This is a genomic window from Citrobacter sp. RHBSTW-00944 (assembly GCF_013615435.1).
Classification (GTDB): Bacteria; Pseudomonadota; Gammaproteobacteria; order Enterobacterales; family Enterobacteriaceae; genus Citrobacter; species Citrobacter braakii.
In genome coordinates, this window is the sequence record NZ_CP055418.1 from 5,138,904 (window position 1) to 5,145,831 (window position 6,928).

Here is a 6,928-nt window from a genome sequence, read left to right on the forward strand (position 1 = left end):
CCGTGATAATTACCAGAGTAACATTTACGCGGCATCCAGGCAGGCTTTGCTGCCCAAAAAGTAAGCTGAAATAGAATACATTACGCGATATTTACATTTCTGTTGCCAGAATAGTCGATTTGGCAACAAAGTGGCGGTGCAACGTCAGGACATATCGCGATAAAGCGCCTTGATGGTGTCTTTCAACCAGACGATCTTAGGATTATGACTGTTACGTTTGTGCCAAAGAAGGGTGAACGGTACGCGCATTTTTTCCAGCTGCGCGGCATCAAAAGGCATAGGGCGCGCCACGAGCGGAAGCTGGTGGAGTTGGTTATAACGCTGGCAATAAACCGGAGCTGTGGCTATTAGCGCGTGATCCGGCTGGGCGGCCATAAACAGCGACTGCTCAAAACCGGGCAGACATAACGCAATATTGCGCGCGCGCCCCATCTCTTGCAGGACTTCATCCAGCGCCCAGGTATCGCTTTGCTCCCAGCTAATGCTGATGTGCGGATAGCGTAGAAATGTGTCCAGATTCCACTCTTCCTGCAATGCCGGATGATCTTCACGTAGCCAGACACAGGGGAGATCGGAAAACAGCACTTCATGGTCGATCGACAACGGCAGCAAACTCAACAGTTCACGCGAACGCGGATGGCTTTCCCGGCCAGTAAAGCCGATATCCACTTCGCCGCGAATAATTGCATCCAGCGAATCATAGTCCCAGTTGCGTATTTTGATCGTCGCCTGGGGATAACGCTGATAGATCTGTCGGGAGAGCGCGTTAAACATGATCATCACCAGCGGCGTTTCGGCCACCAGATCAAACTTCAGCCCGCGCGGCGCTTCATGGTGTGGCTTATCCAGCAACTGGTTGCTCATCTGCATCCACTCTGCCAGATTCTGTTCCATGCTGACCATCAGCGGTGTGGGCGTTAGCCCCAGCGGGGTGTTTACAAACAGTGGATCGTCAAACCAGGCCCGCAGTTTCGACAGCGACTTGCTGACTGCCGACGGCGTGACGTTCATCCGTTTGGCAGTTTTGGTAACACTGCGTTCCTGCATCAACAGCTGCAGGCAGAGCAATAAATTAAGATCGAGACTGCTGAGGGATTTCTTCATGAGTTGGCGTGGACCGGTTAGGTGCAACAGTGATAATCAGCATGATACTCACTATGCTACAGCCAATCAGAATCCCGATCAGCATATTCAGCGCATCAAGACCGAGCACCGCCGCCAGCCATATCCACAGCGAGGAACCGCAAACCTGCGCAATACCTAACGCCGAGCTGGCAACGCCCGCACGCAGCGAGAAAGGTCCCAGCGCCTGGCTCATCGCGACACCGAAGCCGACGGAGAACCCGGCACAGATTAAGGTCAGCCCAAACAGCGTCACCATGTGCGTACTGGCAAGGGTTAACACCACACCAGCAGACAGAAACAGCACTTGTGAGGTCAGCATCAGAACGCGAGGTTTAAACACACTCAGGGCGAATGGCGTAGAGAAAGAGACCGCCATACTGATGCCTGCGGTCATGGCCATCGTGGTGGCGTACTCACCACGGTCAAAGCCCATCACTTCCATCAACAGCACCGGCGAAGTATTCACGAAGGTCAGGATCACCGACACGCTGAGAGTGGTGATGGCCAGACGGCTTAAGAAAAAACGGTTCACCAGCGATTCAGATAGGTGGTTCTTCTCTGCAGATGCCGGGAGCGTCGCTGGGCGCGATTCTCGCAGGATAAACACTGACAGCAAGCAAACGGCCACCCCCATACCGATCATCGTGTAGAACAGGCTCTGCCACGGGTATTTGAGCATAATCAGATGCCCCATCACCGGTGCCAGTACCGGCACGATACAGGTGATACCGTTCAACAGCGACAGTACCTTCGCCCGGCGGCGATCGTCGAGCGTATCGCGCAGGATGGCGAACGCCACCACATAGCAGCAGCCTGCGCCTACACCCTGAATAAAGCGGCCTGTGAGAAACGGCGTACCGCTTTCGGCGAATGAACACAGCGCAGAGGCGAAAATAAAGATGAGGGCGCCGACAATAGCGACGGGTTTGCGTCCTGACTGGTCGGCAATTTTCCCGGCAAACAGCATCGCCGTCGCCATTCCCGCCAGATAAACCGAAAACGCGATATGCAGTTGCGCCTCGCTGGCCTGTAAATCGGCAGCAATACGGGGCAGCCCCACCAGATACATATCAATACCCGCGGGATAGAGTAACACCAGGGCGAAACTGCAGATTAGAAAGCGTGTCATAGCGACCTCATGAGGAATGTGGCGCTAAGCATACGGGCAGAGAGTCAACTGCACGAGTTGCCATTTGGACAACATTGATTTCCACATGGGAAATCACTTGTAGCCGGATAGCCGCTTTGCTTTATCCGACCTACGGGTACTGTAGGCCCGGTAGGCATCGCGCCACCGGGCAACACAACGTTATTTGCCAATACAGAAGCTGGAGAAAATCCTTCCCAGCAGATCGTCGGAGGTAAATTCCCCGGTGATCTCACTGAGGTTCTGCTGCGCCAGACGTAGTTCCTCTGCCAGCAATTCTCCGGCCCATGCTCCGAGCAGTTGGGCTTTACCCTGCTCGAGATGCTCCGCCGCTTCTGCCAGCGCCTGCAGGTGACGACGGCGCGCCAGGAAGCCGCCTTCCATATTGGTTTCAAAGCCCATGCTCTGTTTGAGATGGTTACGCAGCACGTCAACGCCTTCACCGGTACGCGCGGATAGGCGAACTAGTGAGTGGCCATTTACTTCGCTAAGGCCCAGCGTCTCACCGGTAATATCCGCTTTGTTACGCACCACGGTAATCGGCAGTTTGGCTGGCAGACGGGCAATAAAGTCTGGCCAGATGTCAGCCGGGTCCACGGCGTTGGTGGTGGTGCCATCAACCATAAACAGAACGCGGTCGGCCTGTTCAATTTCCTGCCACGCGCGTTCAATACCAATGCGTTCAACTTCATCGCTGGCATCGCGCAGACCGGCAGTGTCGATGATGTGCAGCGGCATACCTTCGATATGAATATGCTCACGCAGTACGTCGCGAGTCGTACCCGCAATGTCGGTCACAATGGCCGCCTCACGACCTGCCAGCGCGTTCAGTAGGCTTGATTTCCCGGCATTTGGGCGACCGGCAATGACTACCTTCATCCCTTCGCGCAGCAGGCTGCCCTGACGCGCTTCGGCACGAACGGCATCGAGATCGCTGATAACGTTGTTGAGTTGCGCTTCAATCTTGCCATCAGACAGGAAGTCGATTTCTTCATCCGGAAAGTCGATCGCCGCTTCCACGTAGATGCGCAGGTGAGTGAGCGCTTCCACAAGATGATTTACCCGTGCAGAAAATGCGCCCTGCAACGAGTTCAGCGCCGAGCGAGCGGCTTGCTCTGAGCTGGCATCGATCAGGTCGGCAATTGCCTCTGCCTGGGCCAGATCAAGCTTATCATTGAGAAACGCACGCTCGGAGAATTCACCCGGTCTGGCAATGCGCAGCCCGGGAATGGTCAGAATACGTTTGAGCAGTAGATCGAGAATCACCGGACCGCCGTGGCCCTGAAGCTCTAAAACATCTTCACCGGTAAAGGAGTTCGGGCCGGGGAACCACAGGGCAATTCCCTGATCCAGCGTGCTGCCATCCGCGTCTTTAAACGGCAGATAGTCGGCATAGCGCGGTTTTGGTAGTTTCCCCAGTACGGTTTCTGCAACCTCGCGCGCCTTCAGGCCGGAGATGCGCAGGATACCCACGCCACCACGTCCCGGTGGGGTGGCCTGAGCGACGATGGTGTCGTTATGGTTCATGATAGCTCTCTTGTAAATGTAAAAAAGGCGGTCTAATGACCGCCTTCTCTGGCATTAACTTTACCGTGAATACTCGAAATAATTCAAGTGCAGGAAGGCGGCAAGCAAATTCAGCCAACGCCCCTGCGACTAGTATCAGGAGTTTTTCTTCTCGCGGCTATGCAGGCCACGTTTCTCCAGACCACGGTAAATCAGCTGCTGCTGAATAATGGTTACCAGGTTGCTGACGATATAGTACAGCACCAGACCTGACGGGAACCACAGGAAGAACACGGTGAAGATGACCGGCATAAAGGTCATGATCTTCTGCTGCATCGGGTCGGTCACGGTGGTCGGAGACATCTTCTGAATGAAGAACATCGTCACGCCCATCAGGATCGGCAGGATGTAGTACGGGTCCTGTGCAGACAGGTCATGGATCCACAGAGCGAACGGCGCATGACGCAGTTCAATGGAGCCCATCAGCATGTAGTACAACGCCAGGAAGATTGGCATCTGGATGATCAGCGGGAAGCAGCCGCCCAGCGGGTTAACCTTCTCAGCTTTGTACAGGGCCATCATTTCCTGGCTCTGACGCTGTTTGTCATCGCCCAGACGCTCACGCATAGCCTGAATCTTCGGCTGCAGCATACGCATCTTCGCCATGGAGGTGTACTGCGCTTTGGTCAGCGGGTACATGATGCCACGAACGATAAAGGTGATAACGATGATGGAGAAGCCCCAGTTACCCAGGAAGCTATGGATCCACTTCAGCAGTTTGAACAGTGGCTGAGAGATGAACCACAACCAGCCGTAATCCACGGTCAGATCCAGGTGCGGTGCAACTGCCGCCATTTTATCCTGAATTTCCGGGCCGACCCACAGGGTGCTGGTCATCGCGCCAGTCTGGCCAGGCTGAACCAGTACCGGCTGTGATTTATAGCCGATAGCGGCAATGCCGTTACCCAGGTTAGCGGTATAGAAGTTGTTGGTGCCGTCGTTACGCGGAACCCATGCCGTTGCGAAATACTGTTGCAGCATTGCGACCCAGCCGTCTTTAGCATTGACGTTCAGGTTTTCGTTTTCAGCAATAGTGTCGAATTTGTATTTCTCATACTTCTCATCCGGCGTGGAATACGCCGCGCCACGGAAGGTATGCAGCGCAAAGTTGCTGCTACCAGTGTCGCGATGAGATGGCAGATTGATGGATTGCTTCAGCTGACCAAAGGTGGAGACTTCCAGCGGTTTTTCGCCGGCGTTCTGCACGCTGTAGTTAACGTTGACAGCATATTCACCGCGCTTGAGTACAAACGTTTTAGTGAATGTGTTACCCGCTGCGTCAGTATAGGTCATCGGGATCTGTAGTTCGTTCTGACCGTCAGCCAGTACAAACGCGTCTTTTTCGACGTTGTACAGCGGACGCGGGCCGTTAGCCGGGTTATCCGGGCCGTCACGACCTGTCAGGCCACTCTGTGCCTGGTAGATGAACTGTGGCGTGGTTTCCAGTAACTGGAACGGTTCGGTAGAACCGAGTTCTTTCGGGTAAGCTGGCAGTGAAGCCTGTTCCACATCACCACCACGGGTGTTGATGGTCAGATCAAGCACGTCAGTTTTAACCGTAATCAGTTTCCCCTGGCCACTGGCCGGTACGCCCTGGTCTGCGGCGCTACCCGCTGCGGTGGTCGTTGTCTGCGTGGTCTGTTGGGCCTGAGGTTGCGGGTTTTTATCCTGCTCCCAGGCTTGCCAGATCATGAAAGACACGAACAGCAAAGCGATGACTAAAAGATTGCGTTGCGAATCCATCGTTAGTGTTCTCTGGTATCAAATGGTCCGGGCGGGACGGGATCGTCACCACCAGGGTGTAAAGGGTGGCATTTTAATACGCGTTTCACCGTCAACCAACTGCCTTTTATCACTCCAAACCTGCGCAATGCCTCAATTCCGTAGCTCGAACAGGTTGGAGTGAAACGGCAATGCGGCCCAAGCAGCGGACTGATCAGGCGTTGATAGACCCGAATAAGGGCTATCAGGACCCGCGAGCCAGGCGACAATGGCGACGCCATAATTTTTCCAACGCTTCCGAGAGAGCACGGTTATCGAGGTCAGCAACCCCTTTTTTCGCCACCACCACGAAATCCATTGCTGGAAGTTCGTGCTGACGTAAACGAAAGCTTTCACGTGTCAGACGTTTAATCCGATTGCGTTCATGCGCGCGTTTAACGTTTTTCTTGGCGACGGTAAGACCGATACGGGGATGCCCCAGCGAATTCAGGCGGCCGAGGATGGTGATTTGCGGCGTGCCAGCCCGTTGTGGCTGCTGGAAGACGAATGTGAAATGAGTGGGAGTTAACAAACGTAACTCCCTGGGAAATGCGAGCTTAACCACTCAGGGGCTAGCTTTTATTACTTAGAAACGGTCAGACGAGAACGGCCTTTAGCACGACGACGTGCCAGAACCTGACGACCATTTTTATTAGCCATACGAGCACGGAAGCCGTGAGAACGGTTGCGCTTCAGTACAGACGGTTGAAAAGTGCGTTTCATGGCGATTTCTACCTAAACTTGAATAAATTCACTGACTTTTGCGTATACCCGAACGAATTTCGAACGACTTACGCCACAGTGTGGGTGATTAAAGAGGCCGGATTGTAATAATTGTACACTCCGGAGTCAATTCTCTTTCCTTATTTCCCGCTTTTTTCCGCATGGTTTCGCGTATAAAACAGGCAGCGTTGACGCCGTAAGGCGACCGTTACTCGCTGGGGGTAAGAATTATACGGGCTGGCGGATAAAGCGCAAGGATCGCTCGGGATCTTTATTAGATCGTTTAAGCAGTAAAGCATCTTTACTCATTAATTTTTTCAATATGCGCGCTAAAACCTGCAGCACTTCTCCAGGATCGTTTACACTTAGCCGATTCTGGATCATCCTGTGGATAAATCGGGAAGAATCTGTGAGAAACAGAAGATCTCTTTCTCAGTTTACGCTATGATCCGCGGTCCTGATCGTTTCAATGGATCCTGATCGGGTAAAAATTGCAGATAGCAATTCGCACGTCACCCTTTGCATAGGGTCTTGTCGATGTGCGTCAACAATCATGAATGTTTCAGCCTTTGTCATTTATCGACTTTTGTTCGAGTGGAGTCCGCC

7 protein-coding genes are annotated in these 6,928 nt (G+C 53.5%); all 7 read right to left on the bottom strand.

From position 1 onward, the window contains the following. Positions 1 to 144: 144 nt before the first annotated feature. On the bottom strand, positions 145 to 1,104 hold the full coding sequence (gene yidZ / locus HV334_RS24950; protein ID WP_016155073.1) for an HTH-type transcriptional regulator YidZ: 960 nt from the start codon (positions 1,102 to 1,104) through the stop codon (positions 145 to 147). Continuing rightward, positions 1,073 to 2,254, bottom strand: a complete 1,182-nt coding sequence (locus HV334_RS24955; RefSeq protein ID WP_019078000.1) for an MFS transporter — start codon at positions 2,252 to 2,254, stop codon at positions 1,073 to 1,075. Before HV334_RS24955 ends, yidZ begins: the two co-directional genes overlap by 32 nt. 180 nt (positions 2,255 to 2,434) lie before the next feature. After that, complete coding sequence (gene mnmE / locus HV334_RS24960) at positions 2,435 to 3,799, bottom strand: tRNA uridine-5-carboxymethylaminomethyl(34) synthesis GTPase MnmE (RefSeq protein WP_181221016.1); 1,365 nt, start codon at positions 3,797 to 3,799, stop codon at positions 2,435 to 2,437. 135 nt (positions 3,800 to 3,934) lie between these two features. After that, on the bottom strand, positions 3,935 to 5,581 hold the full coding sequence (yidC, locus tag HV334_RS24965) for a membrane protein insertase YidC (protein ID WP_003023844.1): 1,647 nt from the start codon (positions 5,579 to 5,581) through the stop codon (positions 3,935 to 3,937). A gap of 2 nt (positions 5,582 to 5,583) precedes the next feature. Further along, positions 5,584 to 5,841 carry a membrane protein insertion efficiency factor YidD gene (gene yidD, locus HV334_RS24970; RefSeq protein WP_003023846.1) on the bottom strand — a complete coding sequence of 86 codons (258 nt, stop codon included), beginning with the start codon at positions 5,839 to 5,841 and terminating at the stop codon, positions 5,584 to 5,586. Then, positions 5,805 to 6,164 (bottom strand): ribonuclease P protein component, encoded by a 360-nt coding sequence (gene rnpA, locus HV334_RS24975; RefSeq protein ID WP_003844432.1) that lies wholly within the window; start codon positions 6,162 to 6,164, stop codon positions 5,805 to 5,807. The genes yidD and rnpA overlap by 37 nt, the downstream gene beginning before the upstream one ends. 17 nt (positions 6,165 to 6,181) lie before the next feature. Further along, positions 6,182 to 6,322 (bottom strand): 50S ribosomal protein L34, encoded by a 141-nt coding sequence (gene rpmH, locus HV334_RS24980; protein WP_003023858.1) that lies wholly within the window; start codon positions 6,320 to 6,322, stop codon positions 6,182 to 6,184. Positions 6,323 to 6,928: the final 606 nt, after the last annotated feature.